The organism is Actinokineospora iranica (assembly GCF_900101685.1).
In the GTDB taxonomy this organism is placed as follows: domain Bacteria; phylum Actinomycetota; class Actinomycetes; order Mycobacteriales; family Pseudonocardiaceae; genus Actinokineospora; species Actinokineospora iranica.
On record NZ_FMZZ01000008.1, the window covers coordinates 239,367 to 254,919 of the forward strand.

The following is a 15,553-nucleotide window of genomic DNA, read 5'->3' on the forward strand; positions in this document are numbered from 1 at the left end:
CCGGGGCGTGTCGCGGGCGCGCTTGCGGTGCGGGACACCGCCGAGGCGCTATGGTCACCGATCGTGCGGAGCGTGAGACGGTGTTCGCGAACCGGGTGCGTCGACCCGGCCGTCGCCACGCTGACCTACGCCTACGCGGACTCGACCGCGGTCGTCGGCCCCCTCGCCACCTACTCCGAACCGCACAGCTACGACCTGTGCGAGGAACACGCCCTGCGGCTCACCGTGCCGCGCGGGTGGGAGGTGGTCCGGCACGACGGCGCGTTCGCCCTGCCGGAACCCTCGGTGGACGACCTGACGGCCCTGGCCGAGGCGGTGCGTGAGGCCGGTCGCGTGGACCGCCCGGTCGAGCAGCCCGACCCGGGCGCGGGCTCGGGCAGGAGGGGCCACCTGCGGGTGCTCCCCGACCCGATCAACGACTGAGCCGCCCGTGCGGTACTGGGCATCGGCGGCAACGGGCCGCCGGTAGGCTGCCGGGCGAGGAATCGCGGGTGGCTTCCGAGGCCGCCGGCCCGACCCCCTGGGAGAACCCCGTGCGCGACCTGTCCGGCGTCTTCAAGGCTTACGACATCCGCGGTGTCGTAGGCGAGCAGATCGATGCCGCCCTCGTCCGCGAGATCGGCGCCGCGTTCGCCCGGCTCGTCGGCGGACCGGCCGTCGTCGTCGGCCACGACATGCGCGACTCGTCGCCGGGCCTGGCCGACGCGTTCGCCGAGGGCGTCAACGCCGAGGGTGTCAACGTCGTCAGCATCGGCCTGGCCAGCACGGACATGCTCTACTACGGCTCCGGCAGCCTCGACCTGCCCGGCGCGATGTTCACCGCGAGCCACAACCCGGCCAAGTACAACGGCATCAAGCTCTGCCGCGCTGGCGCGTCCCCGGTCGGGCAGGACTCCGGGCTCACCGACATGCAGCGCGAGATCGAGCAGGGCGTGCCGGTCGGCGACGCAGCCGAGCCGGGCACCGTGCAGACCCGCGACCTGCTCGACGCCTACGCCGCGCACCTGCGCTCGCTGGTCGACCTGTCCGGCATCCGCCCGCTCAAGATCGTCGTGGACGCGGGCAACGGCATGGGCGGGCACACCGTCCCCAGCGTCTTCGCGGGCCTGCCGCTCGAGGTCGTGCCGATGTACTTCGAGCTCGACGGCAGCTTCCCCAACCACGAGGCCAACCCGCTCGACCCGAAGAACATCGTGGACCTGCAGGCCAAGGTGCGCGAGGTCGGCGCGGACGCGGGCATCGCGTTCGACGGCGACGCCGACCGCTGCTTCATCGTCGACGAGAACGGCGACGCGGTGTCCCCGAGCGCGATCACCGCCCTGGTCGCGGTCCGCGAGCTGGCCAAGGACCCGGGCGGCACGGTCATCCACAACCTGATCACCTCCAAGGCCGTCCCGGAGATCGTCGCCGAGCACGGCGGCAAGCCGGTCCGCACCCGCGTCGGGCATTCGTTCATCAAGCAGGAGATGGCCCGCACCGGCGCGATCTTCGGCGGCGAGCACTCCGCGCACTACTACTTCCGCGACTTCTGGAAGGCCGACACCGGGATGCTGGCCTCCATGCACGTGCTGGCGGCGCTGGGCGAGCAGGACCGCACGCTGTCTGACCTGACCCGCGAGTACAACCGCTACGCCGCCTCCGGCGAGGTCAACTCCACCGTGGACGACCAGGCCGGGCGGCTGGCCGCGATCAAGGCCGCCTACGCCGGGCGCGACGGCGTCGAGATCGACGAGGTCGACGGCCTGACCGTGCGGCTTCCGGACGGCTCGTGGTTCAACCTGCGCCCGTCGAACACCGAGCCGCTGCTGCGGCTCAACGTCGAGGCTGCCGACGACGACGCCGTCGCCGCCCTGCGCGACGAGGTGCTGGCGGTCGTGCGGGCCTGACCGGGAAAAATGCTGATCGAGACCCGAGCGCGGCGCGGCGAGCGCTGGGACACTGGACAACGAGGAGGACCGCCATGGCAGTCGTGTTGGACCCAAAGCTGTTGGACATCCTCGCGTGCCCGTCGGACGACCACGCCCCGCTCAGCGTCGGCACGCCGGACGACCCCGAGGCCGACGCGCTGACCTGCACCGAGTGCGGCAGGCAGTTCCGCGTCGAGGACGGGGTGCCGGTGCTGCTGCTCGACGAGGCCGTCGAACCGGAACGACCGGCCCAGCCGTGACCCCCGTTCCCGACGACACCCTGCTGGACGACGTCGTCCGGCTGGGCGAGGCCGACTCCGAGGGCCTGCTGCGCGCGGCGGCGATGGCGGGCGCGCAGGTCCGGGCCACCACCGAGGCGGCCCAGGAGGCGGGCATCGACCGGCTGGCGGGCACCCGGCCGCGCGCGGTCGTGCTGGTCACCCGGCCCGGGCTCGGCCCGGCCGTGTCCCACCTGCTCGCCGCCCTGCTCTCGCCAGCCTGCCCGGTGCCGCTGGTGGTCACCGACCAGGTGCCCGGCTGGGTGGGGCCGCTCGACGTCGTCATCGCGCACACCGACGACCCCGGCGACGTCGTGCTCGCCGAGACCATCGACCGCGCTGGCCGCTTCGGCGCGGGCATCGTGCTCACCGCCCCCGAGGAAGGCCCGGTCGCCGCCGCCGCCGCGGGCAAGGCAGTGCTGATCGCGCCGCGGATAGCGGTGCGCCCCGGCTTCGGCTTCGCCAAGGCGCTCACCTCCGGCCTGCTCGCCCTGCGCGCCATCGACCTGCTCAAGGTCGACACCGCGAACCTGGCCGACGAGCTTGACCGCGAGGCCGAGCGCAGCCACCCGCAGCACGAGTCGTTCGTCAACCCGGCCAAGACGCTGGCGCTGCGGCTGGCCGAGCACACGCCGCTGCTGTGGGGCCTGGACCACGTCGCCACCGCCGTGGGCAGGCACGCCGCGCAGGTGCTGGCCACGCACACCGGCATCGTGTCCGACGTCGCGGGCTACCCGCAGGCGATGAGCCGCACCGCCCTGCACCGCGCCGCCGTGCGGGCCACATCGGGCCGCGACATCTTCGCCGACCCGGACGACTTCGACGGCGCCGAGTCCGCGCCGCCCCGGGTGCTGCTGCTGGCCGTGCGCTCGCAGCCGGGCGACCCGGCGCGCAGGCTCGCCGCCGAGACGCTGCCGGGGGCCGACGTGCTCGCCCCCGCGGAGGAGATCACCGCGGACGAGCCGACCAACGCCGCCGTGCTCGCGCTGCGCTTCGAACTGGCCGCGCTCTACCTCGGCCTCGCGGCGGGGACGACAGGCGGATCCGGGCGATACGCGCCCGTCACGGCGTAGCGGGTTCGCCCGTCGGGACGTCCGTGTTGGACGAAGGAGTGAGTTGTCAGTGGATCTGCTGCGCAATGCGGTGCGCCCGTATGCCTGGGGGTCGCGCACGACCATTGCCGAGATGCTCGGAAAGCCCGTGCCCGCCCCGCACCCGGAAGCCGAGCTGTGGATGGGCGCGCACCCCGGCGACCCGTCGAAGGTGGTCGACGGCGACGGCGTGGAGCGCTCGCTGCTTGAGCGCATCGAGGCCGACCCGGAAACCGAGCTTGGCGGCGCGGCGGCCGCCCGCTGGGGCAACCGGCTGCCGTTCCTGCTCAAGATCCTCGCCGTCGAGGAGCCGCTGAGTATGCAGGCCCACCCCTCCGCGGCGCAGGCCGCCGAGGGGCACGCGCGGGAGGAAGCGGCGGGCATCGGGCGGGACGCGGCCAACCGCAACTACCCGGACCCGACCGCGAAACCCGAGCTGGTCTGCGCGCTCACCGAGTTCCACGCCCTCGCCGGGTTCCGCGACCCGCTGCGCACCATCGACCTGCTGGAGCGGCTGCGCACCCCCGGGCTGTCCGCGCACATCGACCTGCTGGTGGGCCAGCCCAGCTCCGAGGGGCTGCGCGCGCTGTTCACCACCTGGATCACCCTGCCGCAGGTCGCGCTGGAGCGGCTGATGCCCGACCTGCTCGACGCGTGCGTGCGCCACGTCAAGGAGCACGGCGAGTTCTCCCTGGAGTGCCGCACCGTCCTTGAGCTGGGTGAGCGCTACCCGGGCGACGCGGGCGTGCTGGCCGCGCTGCTGCTCAACCGGCTCGTCCTCGGCCCCGGCGAGGCCATCTACCTGCCCGCGGGCAACCTGCACGCCTACCTCAACGGCACCGCCGTGGAGATCCTGGCCAACTCCGACAACATCCTGCGCGGCGGCCTCACCCCCAAGCACGTCGACGTGCCGGAGCTGCTGCGGGTGCTCGACTTCGGCTGCGGCGACATGCCGGTGTCCACCGGCGAGCAGGTGGGCAGGCTGCGCACCTACCGCACCGACGCCCCGGAGTTCGAGCTGTCCCGCGTCGAGTGGGCGCCGGGCCAGTCCGACACCGTGGCGCTGCCCTCGGCGCGTCCGCAGATCCTGGTGTGCACCGAGGGAGCGGCGACGGTGCGCACGGCGAACAGCGAGGTCCGGCTCGGGCGGGGACACTCCGTGTGGGTGCCCGCGAGCGACCCGGAGCTGACCGCGCGACCGTCCGACAACCGCCCGACCCAGGTGTTCCTGGCAACCGTGGGTGCCGAGTCGGCTGGTCACGACACACTCTAGGCTCCAGCCAGACATACCGGACCGACCAGCAGGGAGCCACTGTGTCCGCAGGGGGTAGCACCAAGGCCATCCTCGCCGCGCTGTTCGCCAACGGCGGCATCGCGGTGGCCAAGTTCGTCGGCTTTCTGGTCACCGGCTCGTCGTCGATGCTGGCCGAGTCCGTCCACTCGGTGGCCGACACGTCCAACCAGGGCCTGCTGCTGCTGGGCCAGAAGACGTCCCAGCGCGCGGCGACCAAGGACCACCCGTTCGGCTTCGGCCGCGACCGGTACTTCTACTCGTTCATCGTCGCGCTGATGCTGTTCACCCTGGGCTCGGCGTTCGCGCTGTACGAGGGCATCCACAAGGTCGGCCACCCTGAGCCGCTGTCTTCCGCGATCGTCGCGGTGATCATCCTGGTCGTCGCCATCGGTTTGGAGACCTACTCCTTCCACACGGCCATCACCGAGTCCAAGAAGATCAAGGGCGACGCGTCCTGGTGGGGCTTCATCCGCCAGTCCCGCACCCCGGAGCTGCCTGTCGTGCTCCTGGAAGACGCGGGCGCCCTCTTCGGCCTGGTCCTGGCCCTCCTGGGCGTCGGCCTCTCCGTCATCACCGGCGACCCGGTCTGGGACGGCGTCGGCACCATCTGCATCGGCGTCCTGCTGGGCGTCATCGCGATCATCCTCATTGTCGAGATGAAGTCGCTGCTGATCGGCGAGGGCGCCACCGCGGCGGAACTGGCCAAGATCGAGGACGAGCTCGCCACCGGCAAGGTCCACCGGATCATCCACATCCGCACCCAGTACATCGGGCCGGACGAGCTGCTGATCGCGGCGAAGATCGCCCTCAAGCCCGGCCTGCCCCTGGAAGAGGTGGCCGAGGCGATCGACGACGCCGAGGCCCGGGTCCGTGCGGCTGTTCCTTCCGCGCGGCTGATCTACCTGGAGCCCGACCTCTACCGCACCAGCGTCGCCACGCCCTGACCTATCCGTCGCACAGGCGGCGGACCAGCCGGTCCGCCGCCGCGTCGTGGCCCGCGCCGCTCAGGAGTCCTGCGGGCGCGAGGACGTAGTCGCGGTCGACCGTGATCCGGGCCGCGCGGAGAACCGGACGCAGGACCGGGTCGGTGCGCAGGGCGTCCTCGACCTCCGCCAGCGCTGACGAGTGCCGGAAGACGCCGCCGGACAGGACTAAGAGGCCCGCCCCGCGTGGCCCCAGGTTGCCGCTTACCAGCCGCAGGTGGCGGCGCACAGCCAAGACGGCGGCCAGTGCGGCCAACCGGGTGTCGATAGCTGCCTCTTCCGCGTTGGCGGGAAGGAACTCGACGTCGGCCGCCCGCTGTTCCGCGGCGGCGAGCAGCGAGTCGTTGCTTACCAGTCGCTCGGCAAGCGCTTCCGCGACGATCCCGGGCGCCGACCACCGCATCCCGATGTCGCCCTCGACCGTGCGCCGGTCGGCGGGCAGCGCCACTGTTGTCTTGCTCTTGGCCGCGGTGGACACGGCCGAGTAGACATCAGTGGTCGCCCCGCCGACGTCCACGACCAGGACAGCGCCCGCGTCCTCGGTGGCCCGCGGGTGCGCCAGCCGGGACACCCCCGTCAGCACCGCGTCCGGGGTCACCGTCCGCACCAGCGACCGGAACCGCGACCCCGCCGACAGCCCCTTGCCCCCGATGACGTGCCGCAGAAACAGGGCGCGGATGGCCGCCCGCGCCGGTTCAGGGTCCAGTTCCCCCACATCGGGCAAGACATTCGCGGTAGGCACAACCGTCTCCCCGGCCAACAACGACAGCGCCTCGTCCCGGCCGTCGACGTTTCCCGCGAGGACAATCGGCACCCCGATGCCCGCCAACGCGCCCGCGTTGCGCAGCAGCGTCCGCTGGTCGCCGCCGTCCGTGCCGCCGACCAGCAGCACCAGGTCCGGGCGAGAGTCACGCAACCGGGTCACGTCCACCGGCCCACCGGACACGTGCACCACCCGCGCCCCCGCCGACAACGCCACCCGGTAGCCCGCCTCGGCGCTGACCAGCCGCTCTTGCCCCACCACCGCCAACCGCAGGCCCCCACCCGCCGAAGAACAGGCCAACACCTCGGCCCCCGCCGCCCCCAACGCCGCGACGACAGCGTCGATCCCGTCCAACACCTCCGGCAGCGTGGTCTTGTGCTGCGCGGTCCCCAGCAGTTCGCCGCCGGGAGACACCAGCGCTCCCTTGGTCCAGGTAGAGCCGACATCCACGCAGAGCAGGGGCATGAGCGGGCATCTTACGCGGCGAACTTCTCGCCCCGCGGAATGACTGATCAGTGAGCGAAACAATCGAGGGACGCTCAATGGTGTGGTTTGGTGTCGGGTCCTGCGCTTGTTCCCTTATAAAGGAGGGGCAAGTTCGGCCAGTGTCGCCGGAATTCCTGTTTCTGTTCAGGAGGAGATATGAGGCGGTTTTGTTGCGGGTTGTTGAGCGCCGTTGCCGCGGGGGCATTGGCGGTATCGGGAGCCTCGGCCGCGCACGCGGATCAGCAACCAAAGCACGTGTACTGCGATGGGACCGCGGAGGTGAACGGGGAAATCCCGCACTACAGCATTGTGGCTGTCGGCTGCGATCACATCGAGTACCGGGGTCCTGCGAAGATCACCACCAGGGACACCGGGATCAACTGGGTTTGCGATGACGCCCGGGTCCATCTGGTTCGCTGGACGAACATCTGGGCCGCCGAAGGATTCGATTGTGTTCCCTTGATGCGCGAAGACTGACAAAGCTGTGCGGCGGTCTGCTTGGAGTCGAAACAGGTCGCGGGCGCCGCCAGGCCGGTCCGGAGCGGGCGTGCGGTGGAGGCCGCGCGCGGCCGAGGTGTGGTCACCTGTCGAATTCGACAATCGAGCGACGCTCAATGGTGTGATTCGCCGCAGGCGGGATGTTGTTCACCTATATCGGATTGCAAGTTCCGTAACCTTTCTTGTCGCTATTCAGGAGGAGAGATGAACCGCTTGCGCTTCGGCGTCGCGGCGGCCCTCGCCGCGGGCGCCGTGCTGGCCTGCGACGCTTCCGCCGCGCGCGCGGACCTGCCCGAGGCAGGCTGCCTCAAGACGATCGGCCAAGAGGGAAACCCGCCCAACGTCGAGGTGGATGCCACCGTCTGCGACGAAATGGACGACTACGAGGGGCCGGGGAGGATCTTCGTGGCGGACAGCGGCATCACCTGGGTCTGTCGGCATGTCGAGTTCAGTCACTTCACCCATGAGGGCACGACCATCTACTACGCGGAGGGGGAAGGTTGTTCCCCCTCGGAAACCGACTAGGGCTTGATCGCTTCCTTGTGTAGCAGTGAGTGGCGCCTGCCGTACGCGAAATAGAGGACGACGCCCAGCGCCATCCACCCGACAAACCGCAGCCAGGTCAGCACTGTCAGGTTCAGCATCAGCCACAGGCAGGCCGCGATCGCCAGCAGCGGGAGCACCGGCATCCACGGCACCCGGAACGCCCGGGGCAGGTCGGGCCGGGTGCGCCGCAGGACGATCACGCCCGCGGACACCAGCACGAACGCGAACAGCGTGCCGACGTTGACCATTTCCTCCAGCTTGTCGGCGTCGAAGAAGGTCGCCGCGACCGCGACGAGCGCGCCAACGGCGATGGTGGCGCGCGCCGGGGTGCCCTTTGCGCTGGTGCGGGAGAGGCCGCGGGGGAACAGGCCGTCGCGGGACATGGCGTACACGACCCGGATCTGGCCGAGCATCAGCACCATCACCACGGTCGTCAGGCCCGCGAGCGCGCCGATGGAGATCACCTGCGCCGCCCAGTCGACGTCGTTGAGCGCGAACGCGGTGGCCAGGGTCTTCTTGTCCTCGCTGCCGTCGGGCTTCGCGGTGGTCGCCAGCTGCTGGTAGGAGACCATGCCCACGAGCACCAGCGACACCGCGACGTAGAGCAGGGTCACGATGGACAGCGACCCGAAGATGCCGCGCGGCACCGACCGCTGCGGGTTCTTGGTCTCTTCCGCGGTGGTGGCGACGATGTCGAAGCCGATGAACGCGAAGAACACCAGCGACGCGCCCGCCAAGAGCCCGAACCCGCCGAAGGTGCTTCCCTCCCCGCCGACAAGGTAAGAGAACAGCGACTGCTCGACGCCGCTTTCCCCGGGCGCGGCCTCTTGGGCGGGCGGGATGAACGGGCTGTAGTTGGCCGCCTTGACGTAGAAGAGGCCGAGCACGATGACGAACAGCACGATGCCGACCTTGATGCCGGTGATCACCATGCTCACCCGCGACGACAGCTTCGTGCCGATCGCCAGCAGTGTCGCGAGCACGACCACCAGCAGCAGCGCGCCCCAGTCCACGTGCAGGCCGCCGACCGTGACCACGGTCGCCGTCGTCACCGCCGGGTCGAAGCCGAACACGTAGCCCATAACCGTGTTCAGGTAGACCGACCAGCCCTTGGACACCGCCGCGGACCCGACCGCGAGTTCGAGGACGAGGTCCCAGCCGATGATCCACGCGACGAACTCGCCGAAGGTCGCGTAAGAGAACGTGTACGCGCTACCCGCGACCGGCACAGTGGAGGCGAACTCGGCGTAGCAGAGCGCGGCCAGCGCGCAGGCGATAGCGGCGATCACGAACGCCAGCGAGACCGACGGTCCCGCGAAGTCGCCTGCCGTGCGCGCGGTAAGGGTGAAGATGCCCGCGCCGATCACCACCGCGACTCCGAAGACGACCAGGTCCCAGGTCGAGAGGTCGCGGCGGAGCCTGGTGTCCGGGTCGTCGGTGTCCGCGATCGACTGCTCCACCGACTTCGTCCGCCACAGACCGTTGCCAGGCACCGGCAAGCTCCCTCTACTTGTGGGTGAATAGGCCACGCGAGGTTATCCCCGTTGGAAGGTCCCTGCCCACCACGGGCAGTGGTTGTGATCGCGCGAGCCGGACCGCTACGGAACCGAGCGCCAGGAGGTCGACGTGGGGTCCGCCGGGTCCAGGCCCGCGGCGAGCGCGACCGCGCGGTCCCACTCCGGGTCGACCATGTAGTTCCCGTGTCCCAGGATTCCGGCGGCCCACCGCCGTCCGGGGAACGGGCCGCGCATCGGGTCCGGCAGCCAGTGGTCGCCGCCCAGCACGAGCGCCCCGGTGGGGCTTACCTTGGCCGCGGGTAGCGGGCCGACGGTGCCGTCTGCCCGGAATCCGGTTCCCAGCAGCCGCCCGTCGCACACCTGCCTGCCCCAGGTGGTCACCGCGCCGCCCAGCGGGTCCGTGCCGCGGCACAGCGACCGCCACCGGATTCCCAGTTGCCCGGCCAGTTGCGCCAGCGACTCGTGCGGCACCGCGCCGGGAAACGCGCGCGGGTACGCCCACTGAAGCTGCGACCCGACCGTCACCAGGCCGAGCCGCTGCCGCTCCGGCTCGTTCATCGACTCCAGCAGCCGCGCCGCGGTGACCGCGACAAGCAGGCTTCCCTGACTGTGCCCGGTCAGCACGACACGGGTGGACGGATCGCGGAGATGCTCGACCACCCGCGCGGCCAACTCGGGCGCGACCTTCAGCGCGTAGCACGGCGGCACGGTCGGGTGCGCCTCGCGCGGCCAGAACGAGGCGAGGTCGGCCAGCACGCCCAGCCGCCTGCCCGCTTCCGGTTTCTTGGCGGCGGTGTAGACCGCCCGCAGGAGAGACGCGGCGAGCAGGCCCAGCGTCACGATGCCCAGTCCGGACAGCGGGCTCATCCACTCCGGTGTCCGGATTCCGGCGACCCGCATCGTCACCGAGATCCCCGCCCCCGCGGCCAGCACCCCCGCCGTGGCCAGCAGCATCCGGTGCATGTTGCGGCGCTGCCAGCCCGCCAGCCGCCACGCGCGCAGCGCCCTGGCCGCGTCGCGCGGCTTCCCCTGGTGCAGCAGATCGATCTCCCGGTAGCCCTCCGGGACTACCAGCAGCCGGATAGCCGCCACCGCCAGGCTGGGGACCGCCACCGCCGCGCCGATCACCGCTGCCGCGCCCCACAGCAGGGTGACCTGCTCGTATCCCTGCGGCAGCATGATGTCGCCGTCGCCGACCAGCTCCCGCAGCGTGATCGACAGGCCCGCGCCGAGCCCGCCGCCGAGCAGCCCGGCGAACGCCAGCACCGGCGCGGCCATCCAGCCCCCCGCCCACGGCCGCAGGTCGCCGGGCAGGCCGGACCAGGTGCGCCGGGCGAGCAGCGCGGCGGGCACGAGCAGCAGGCCGAGCAGCACCACGGCCCCGATCAGCCCGCCCGCGATCGCCTCCACCGTCGAGCCGGTGCCCGGGAGCCCGCCGGGAACCGGCCGCATGACCGCGGCCGCCGCGACGGCCAGGCCGGTGGCCGCGCTCAGCAGCACTGTCCGGGAACCGCGGCCGAGCGCGACCCGCAGCCACCGCCCGCCCCGCCTCGGCTCCGCGCCCCTCGGGTCGTCGAGCAGCAGGGCGCCCAGCGCCATCGCCGCGATCACCACCAGCGCGCCGACCCACAGCCCGCGCGCCAGACCGCCCGAGGGCGGGTGGAACGGTCCGCCGAGCGGGATCAGCGCCACCGTGGCCAGCGCCGTGACCACGTGCAGCGTGCGCAAGGCCGGGGTGTCGGGGTCGGCGACCAGATTGCGGCCGGGCAGCTGGACCCGGGTGTTCGGCGGCGCGGCGGGCGGATTCGGCGCCGCCGGGGTCTCCCACGCGACCGACGAGATCCGGTGCAGCACGAAGATCGCCAGCAGCGCGGGCAGCACCCCCACGGCCTGCCGGAAGGGATAGGCCGCGCGCAGGTCTTCCGGCACCCAGGCCAGGCAGCCGGTGCCGGGCGCCAGGCATTGCGCGGCCAGCAAATCAAGGCTCACCACCGCCGTTTGCGCTACCAGCAGCGCGGTAAGCAGCAGGGCGGCCAAACGTAAGAGTGATCGGTTAAGTAGACCGAGCAGGCGGGCAGCGCGGTGACCGCTGGGGATGGGCGGGAGCATCCAATGCGCCATGTTGGCCAACGAAAACGGAAACAGCAGCGCCCACGTGGCCTTCGCCCACCCGCCGGAGGTCATCGCGCCCCAGACATACCCCTCGACCACGCGGGGCACCGACCTGCCCTCGGCCCGCAGCACCGGGCCCGGCGCCGGGCGTCGCAGCCGGTCAGCGGGCCGGACGACCCGCCCGACCCCGTCCCCCGCGACGTCGACCGCCGCCACCGCGGACACCAGCGATTCCGCGCTGGTCCCCATGATCCCGTGCACGCGCAGTTCCACCACACGGGTTTCCGAGCCACTCAGCAGCACGATTTCTCCCCCGGTCGCACCCCCCGGCGCGGATCACCCCTCGAGCCGCTCCACGCCTCCTACCACAACGGTAGTCTTCCGCTGGAACCCGAAGTCTGGAGGATTTACCCGATGACCGCAGAAGACACGCGGACCACGACCGGGGCTAGCTATGCGCAGACGCGCAACGGCATTGATTTCGCCGTGGCCGATCTCTCCCTGGCCGAGTTCGGCCGCAAGGAGATCCGGCTGGCCGAGCACGAGATGCCGGGCCTGATGGCCCTGCGCCGCGAGTACGCGGAGGTGTACCCGCTGCGGGGCGCCCGCGTCTCCGGGTCGCTGCACATGACCGTCCAGACCGCGGTGTTGATCGAGACACTGGTCGCCCTCGGCGCCGAGGTCCGCTGGTGCTCGTGCAACATCTTCTCCACCCAGGACCACGCGGCCGCCGCCGTCGTGGTCGGCCCGCACGGCACGCCGGAGGAGCCCAAGGGCGTCCCGGTCTACGCCTGGAAGGGCGAGACCCTGCCGGAGTACTGGTGGGCGACCGAGAAGATGATGACCTGGCCGGACGGCGGCGGCCCGAACATGATCCTCGACGACGGCGGCGACGCGACGCTGCTGGTCCACAAGGGCGTGCAGTACGAGAAGGCGGGCGTGGTGCCCGCGTTCTCCGACGATGACCCGGAGGAATGGGGCATCATCCTGGAGACGCTGCGCGACTCGCTGGCGGCCGACTCGGGCAAGTGGACCAGGATCGCCGCCGACATCCGCGGCGTCACCGAGGAGACCACCACCGGCGTGCTCCGCCTCTACCAGCTGGCCGCCGCGGGCGAGCTGCTGTTCCCGGCGATCAACGTCAACGACTCGGTGACCAAGAGCAAGTTCGACAACCGCTACGGCATCCGCCACTCGCTGGTCGACGGCATCAACCGCGGCACCGACGTCCTCATCGGCGGAAAGCTCGCCGTGGTCTGCGGCTACGGCGACGTCGGCAAGGGCTCGGCCGAGAGCCTGCGCGCGCAGGGCGGCCGGGTGGTCGTCACCGAGATCGACCCGATCTGCGCCCTGCAGGCAGCGATGGACGGCTACGAGGTCCGCTCGCTCGACGAGGTCATCGAGAAGGCCGACATCGTGATCACCACGACCGGCAACAAGGACGTGGTGACCGCGGCGCACATGTCGCGGATGAAGCACCAGGCGATCCTGGGCAACGTCGGCCACTTCGACAACGAGCTCGACATGGCGGGCCTGGCCCGCTGGCCCGGGGTGCGGCGGATCAACATCAAGCCGCAGGTGGACGAGTGGGTGTTCCCCGACGGGCACTCGATCATCGTGCTGTCCGAGGGCCGCCTGATGAACCTGGGCAACGCCACCGGCCACCCCAGCTTCGTCATGTCGAACAGCTTCTCCAACCAGGTGATCGCCCAGGTCGAGCTGTTCACCAAGCACGAGGAGTACGACAAGGAGGTCTACCGCCTCCCCAAGAAGCTGGACGAGAAGGTCGCCCGCATCCACCTCGAAGCGCTCGGCGGCACTCTCACCAAGCTGACCAAGGAGCAGGCCGAGTACATCGACGTCGACGTCGACGGCCCGTTCAAGTCGGAGCACTACCGCTACTGATTTTCCCGGTTCACCGCTTTTCCCTGCCCCGCCGCGCAACCCGCGCGGCGGGGCAGGCGTCTTTCCAGCGGGGGACAGAAGATGTAACGGGTCACCCGGTTCGGACGATCTTGTGTAGTTCCGGCGCGCGCAGGGGGCGCGCCTGCGTCGGCGAACCACCCCCGGCGGGGGTGAGTGGGTGGCGCGCTCCTTCGGGGGAGGGGGAGCGCGCCACCCACGGCTTTCCGTGGCCCACCCCCGCGTAGGGTCTTCCGGGTGGGACGACTGATCGTGATCGAGGGCTTGGACGGCGCCGGTAAGCGCACCCTGGCAGGCAAACTGACCGCCGCTCTCGCCGAACACGGCGCCACGGTAGGCGCGCGTGCCTTCCCGCGCTACGGACAGTCGGTTACCGCCGACCTGGTTCACGACGGTCTGCACGGAAGGCTCGGCGGTCTGAGCCAGTCCGTCTACGGCATGGGCATCCTCTATGCGCTGGACCGTCAGGGAGCGCTGACCGACCTGCGTTCGGACCTCGCCACCCACGACGTCCTCCTGCTCGACCGCTACGTCGCCTCCAACGCCGCCTACGGCGCGGCCCGCCTGCGCCAGGACGCGTCGGGCGAGTTCGTGGACTGGGTGCGCGCCATCGAGATCGAGCGGTTCGGCCTCCCGGCGCCGCACGCCCAGCTCCTCTTGCGCGTCTCGGCGACCTTGGCCGCCGAGCGGGCCGCCCACCGCGAGCACACCGACGCCCGAGCCCGCGACAAGTGGGAATCCGACACGGCTCTCCAGGTCAGGGTCGGCGCCGTCTACGACGGGTTGGCCGCCGCGTCCTGGCTGTCTCCCTGGCACGTGCTCGACGGCGCCGCCACGCCTGACCTGTCGGCGTTGGCGGCGACCCTGCTCGGGTAAGAGACCTAGAGAGCGCCCACCACGTCGGTGCCCCAGCGCGCGATCTCGGCGTCGAGGTCCAGCGGCCGGGGGCCGACGGGCGCCTCCATCTCCGGGGTCACCCGGTCGCGCGGCACGAACCAGGACACCTCGAACTCGATGCCGTCGGGGTCCTTGGCGTAGAGCGACTTGGACACCCCGTGGTCGGACATGCCGACCAGCGCGCCCACCTCGGCCAGGGCGCGCGCGAAGGCGGCCAGCTCGGTCAGCGTGCGCACCGACCAGGCCAGGTGGTAGAGCCCGACCGTGCCCTGGGTCGGGCCCTCGGCGTCCGGGCCCACCTGGAACAGGCCCAGGTCGTGGTCGTTGTCGGAGTCCGCCGCGCGCAGGAACACCGCTCCCGGGAAGGCCCCGACCGTGTGGAAGCCGAGGACGTCCTGGTAGAAGGCCACGCTGCGCGGGAGGTGCCGGACGTAGAGCACGGCGTGGTTGAGCCTGCGGATGCCCATGGGAGCTCCTGTCACGTGTTTGTTCAAGCTTCAACCATACTCGCCGGGCGCGTTGCGCGGGCGGTGGACGAACGCGGTGTGAACAGTGCGACGATGTGCCCATGAAGGCACGTGTGCTGGTAGTGGACGACGACCCGGCTCTCGCCGAGATGCTCACGATCGTGCTGCGCGGCGAGGGGTTCGACACCGCCGTGGTGGCCGACGGCTCGCGGGCGCTGCCCGCCCTGCGCGAGCTGAAACCCGATCTTGTGCTGCTCGACCTGATGTTGCCCGGGATGAACGGGATCGACGTCTGCAAGGCCATCCGCGGCGAGTCCGGGGTGCCGATCGTGATGCTCACCGCCAAGAGCGACACCGTGGACATCGTGCTCGGCCTGGAATCCGGCGCCGACGACTACGTGGTCAAGCCGTTCAAGCCCAAGGAGCTGGTCGCCCGCGTGCGCGCCCGGCTGCGCCGCACCGAGTCCGAGCCAGCCGAGACCCTGGGCATCGGCGACCTCACCATCGACGTGCCCGGCCACGAGGTCACCCGCGACGGCAGGGCCATCCAGCTCACCCCGCTGGAGTTCGACCTGCTCGTCGCCCTGGCCCGCAAGCCGCGCCAGGTGTTCACCCGCGAGGTCCTGCTCGAACAGGTTTGGGGCTACCGGCACGCCGCGGACACCCGCCTGGTCAACGTGCACGTGCAGCGGCTGCGCTCCAAGGTCGAGCGCGACCCGGAGCACCCCGAGGTCGTGCTGACGGTGCGCGGCGTGGGGTACAAGGCAGGCCCGCCGTGACCGAGGGGGTTC

15 protein-coding genes are annotated in these 15,553 nt (G+C 71.1%); 11 read left to right on the forward strand and 4 right to left on the reverse strand.

The genetic code is table 11. The features are described from left to right. Nucleotides 1-63 precede the first annotated feature (63 nt). From BLS56_RS18215 to BLS56_RS18240, 6 genes are all read left to right on the forward strand, one after another. A complete protein-coding gene (locus BLS56_RS18215) occupies nucleotides 64-423 on the forward strand; it encodes a DUF3499 domain-containing protein (RefSeq protein WP_194957328.1) in 360 nt (119 codons plus the stop codon). Between the two features lie 110 nt (nucleotides 424-533). Then, entirely contained in the window at nucleotides 534-1,886 is a 1,353-nt protein-coding gene (locus BLS56_RS18220; protein ID WP_091452482.1) for a phosphomannomutase/phosphoglucomutase, read from the forward strand. Between the two features lie 74 nt (nucleotides 1,887-1,960). Then, nucleotides 1,961-2,167 carry a Trm112 family protein gene (locus tag BLS56_RS18225; protein WP_091452208.1) on the forward strand — a complete coding sequence of 69 codons (207 nt, stop codon included), beginning with the start codon at nucleotides 1,961-1,963 and terminating at the stop codon, nucleotides 2,165-2,167. Further along, on the forward strand, nucleotides 2,164-3,258 hold the full coding sequence (locus tag BLS56_RS18230; protein WP_091452210.1) for an SIS domain-containing protein: 1,095 nt from the start codon (nucleotides 2,164-2,166) through the stop codon (nucleotides 3,256-3,258). The genes BLS56_RS18225 and BLS56_RS18230 overlap by 4 nt, the downstream gene beginning before the upstream one ends. A 49-nt stretch (nucleotides 3,259-3,307) precedes the next feature. Beyond that, nucleotides 3,308-4,549 carry a mannose-6-phosphate isomerase, class I gene (manA, locus tag BLS56_RS18235; protein WP_091452216.1) on the forward strand — a complete coding sequence of 414 codons (1,242 nt, stop codon included), beginning with the start codon at nucleotides 3,308-3,310 and terminating at the stop codon, nucleotides 4,547-4,549. Between the two features lie 41 nt (nucleotides 4,550-4,590). Next, nucleotides 4,591-5,514 carry a cation diffusion facilitator family transporter gene (locus BLS56_RS18240; protein ID WP_091452218.1) on the forward strand — a complete coding sequence of 308 codons (924 nt, stop codon included), beginning with the start codon at nucleotides 4,591-4,593 and terminating at the stop codon, nucleotides 5,512-5,514. Between the two features lies 1 nt (nucleotide 5,515). Here BLS56_RS18240 and BLS56_RS18245 read toward each other — a convergent pair whose 3' ends face one another. Further along, nucleotides 5,516-6,781 (reverse strand): glutamate mutase L, encoded by a 1,266-nt coding sequence (locus tag BLS56_RS18245; RefSeq protein WP_091452221.1) that lies wholly within the window; start codon nucleotides 6,779-6,781, stop codon nucleotides 5,516-5,518. A gap of 300 nt (nucleotides 6,782-7,081) precedes the next feature. Between BLS56_RS18245 and BLS56_RS18250 the strand changes: the two genes are divergently transcribed. Both BLS56_RS18250 and BLS56_RS18255 read left to right on the forward strand, forming a co-directional pair. Next, the gene (locus tag BLS56_RS18250) at nucleotides 7,082-7,279 is read left to right on the forward strand and encodes a hypothetical protein (protein WP_139190797.1); all 198 of its coding nucleotides are present in this window, start codon (nucleotides 7,082-7,084) and stop codon (nucleotides 7,277-7,279) included. Between the two features lie 225 nt (nucleotides 7,280-7,504). Beyond that, nucleotides 7,505-7,825, forward strand: a complete 321-nt coding sequence (locus BLS56_RS18255; RefSeq protein ID WP_091452226.1) for a hypothetical protein — start codon at nucleotides 7,505-7,507, stop codon at nucleotides 7,823-7,825. Here BLS56_RS18255 and BLS56_RS18260 read toward each other — a convergent pair. After that, nucleotides 7,822-9,339, reverse strand: coding sequence for an APC family permease (locus tag BLS56_RS18260; protein WP_091452229.1), 1,518 nt, complete (start codon nucleotides 9,337-9,339; stop codon nucleotides 7,822-7,824). The two genes, BLS56_RS18255 and BLS56_RS18260, sit on opposite strands and share 4 nt — an antisense overlap. A 105-nt stretch (nucleotides 9,340-9,444) precedes the next feature. After that, nucleotides 9,445-11,778: an alpha/beta hydrolase family protein gene (locus BLS56_RS18265; RefSeq protein WP_091452231.1), complete on the reverse strand. Its 2,334-nt coding sequence runs from the start codon at nucleotides 11,776-11,778 to the stop codon at nucleotides 9,445-9,447. Nucleotides 11,779-11,889: 111 nt separating this feature from the next. Between BLS56_RS18265 and ahcY the strand changes: the two genes are divergently transcribed. Then, on the forward strand, nucleotides 11,890-13,380 hold the full coding sequence (gene ahcY / locus BLS56_RS18270) for an adenosylhomocysteinase (RefSeq protein WP_091452233.1): 1,491 nt from the start codon (nucleotides 11,890-11,892) through the stop codon (nucleotides 13,378-13,380). Between the two features lie 255 nt (nucleotides 13,381-13,635). After that, nucleotides 13,636-14,274, forward strand: coding sequence for a dTMP kinase (locus tag BLS56_RS18275; RefSeq protein WP_091452235.1), 639 nt, complete (start codon nucleotides 13,636-13,638; stop codon nucleotides 14,272-14,274). A gap of 5 nt (nucleotides 14,275-14,279) precedes the next feature. On the opposite strand, the gene BLS56_RS18280 is transcribed toward BLS56_RS18275, so the two are convergent. Then, a complete protein-coding gene (locus tag BLS56_RS18280) occupies nucleotides 14,280-14,762 on the reverse strand; it encodes a VOC family protein (RefSeq protein WP_091452238.1) in 483 nt (160 codons plus the stop codon). Between the two features lie 101 nt (nucleotides 14,763-14,863). Between BLS56_RS18280 and mtrA the strand changes: the two genes are divergently transcribed. After that, nucleotides 14,864-15,541, forward strand: a complete 678-nt coding sequence (gene mtrA, locus BLS56_RS18285; RefSeq protein ID WP_091452241.1) for an MtrAB system response regulator MtrA — start codon at nucleotides 14,864-14,866, stop codon at nucleotides 15,539-15,541. The last annotated feature ends 12 nt before the right edge of the window (nucleotides 15,542-15,553 follow it).